The 1,684-nt window shown below is 32.5% G+C and carries 1 protein-coding gene; it reads right to left on the bottom strand.

Annotated elements, in window-relative coordinates:
• Positions 1–1,607 (bottom strand): LTA synthase family protein (locus tag V7014_RS24775; RefSeq protein WP_335511384.1); only part of this gene is annotated, 1,607 nt, incomplete at its 3' end.
• Between the last annotated feature and the right edge of the window lie 77 nt (positions 1,608–1,684).

The raw sequence follows: 1,684 nt of genomic DNA, 5'->3' as shown, positions 1-1,684 counted from the left end.
AATGTTGGTTTAACATCAATTTGCCCAGATACTTTAGAGATTGTTTGCCCTTCCTGTCCTGGAATGTGGACAATGAACGGCACTCGTTGTAATTGTACAGAATCAAATGGTGTAATCTCTTCTTTACCTAGATACTGAGCCATTGCCTTATTGTGATTCTCTGAAATACCATAGTGGTCACCATAGAGCACTATAATAGAATCTTCATACAAACCTTCTTCTTTCAGTTTATTAATAAATTGTTCAAGTGCTTCATCTTGATAGCGTACAGTTTGGAAGTAATTATTTAATGTCGTCGAATTAGAATTATACTTTTCAATTGACGCATCCTCTTCATCCAATTCAAATGGATGATGGTTTGTTAGTGTAATGAATTTCGCATAGAAAGGTTTTCCTGTAGCTTCCATCTCTTTTAGATGTTCTATAGATTGATCGAAGAACTCTTTATCTTTTAAGCCCCATCCGACAGAATTCTCTTCGGTAACTTCATAATCTTCAATGTCATAGAAATTTTCGTATCCTAAAGCTTGGTACATCACATCACGATTCCAGAAACTTTTATTATTGGCATGTAATGATGCTGTCGTATAGCCATTTTCATTTAAAATTTCTGGTGTTGCTTTATATTCGTTCTGTGAATTTGTAAAGAATACAGCACCACGATCTAATGGATAAAGTGAGTTTTCCACAATGAATTCTGAGTCAGATGTCTTACCTTGTCCAACTTGGTGATAGAAATTGTCAAAGTAATAACTTTCTTTAATAAAATCATTTAAGAACGGTGTAATTTCTTCGCCATTCACAGTATTGTTTATTACAAAATTCTGTGTGCTCTCCATTGAAATCATAATAACATTTTTGCCTTTAGCAGCACCAAACATTTCACTATTCGGTGGTATATAGTTAGCATTCACATAGTTCTCTACCTCAGCCAACTCACTTCCGTCGGCAAACGCTTTTTGTGCAGATGATTTCGATTGCAAGTAAATATCATAAATATGATAGTTGTATAATCCGATATTCTTTACAAGCATTTCACGGTCGAAAGTTCTTGTTAATAATTGTGGACGTTCCATTTCTGCTAACCCTAAGTTAAAAAAGCCAAGAGCAATGACAAGTAAAAAATATACACGACGATTTGTTTTAGAATATGTTTTATTCACAACAAACGAAGGTTTATATTTAACAATTAAGCATAAAATGATAACATCCAGGAAGAATAGTACGTCCCAAGGTGTTAACATACTAAAGATACTACCCTTTAAATCTCCAAGAACACTTGCTTGGGACAATAATGCAATTGTTAAGAAGTCTGTAAACTCTCGGTAATAAAGAACATTCCCGTATAAAATAATAGACAATACAAGACTCGTAATAATGATAAACTTAGGTCTTCTTTTATCTTTAAAGAATAAGCCTAGACCAAAGATAAACATTAAGAAACTTAAAGGACTAATAAACAAGATAAACTCTTGCATAGTATTTTCGATTGGAATTTCAAAACTAGTTTTATAAGTAATATATGTTTTGATCCACAGCATAATGATTGCTGCAGCTGTCAATGAAATACTTCTTACAGATAATTTCTCCAATGTGATTTTTTTCATTTTTAAAGTACCTCCCAATACAAACAAGCGTGTTAATAACAGCTTTCACAAAACACTTTATACTATTTTTATTAAAT

Origin of the sequence: Bacillus sp. JJ722, from assembly GCF_036963345.1 — a bacterium.
Taxonomy (GTDB): domain Bacteria; phylum Bacillota; class Bacilli; order Bacillales; family DSM-1321; genus Bacillus_AD.
Note: the sequence above shows the minus strand (reverse complement) of the source record. Positions and strands in the feature narration are given on the sequence as shown.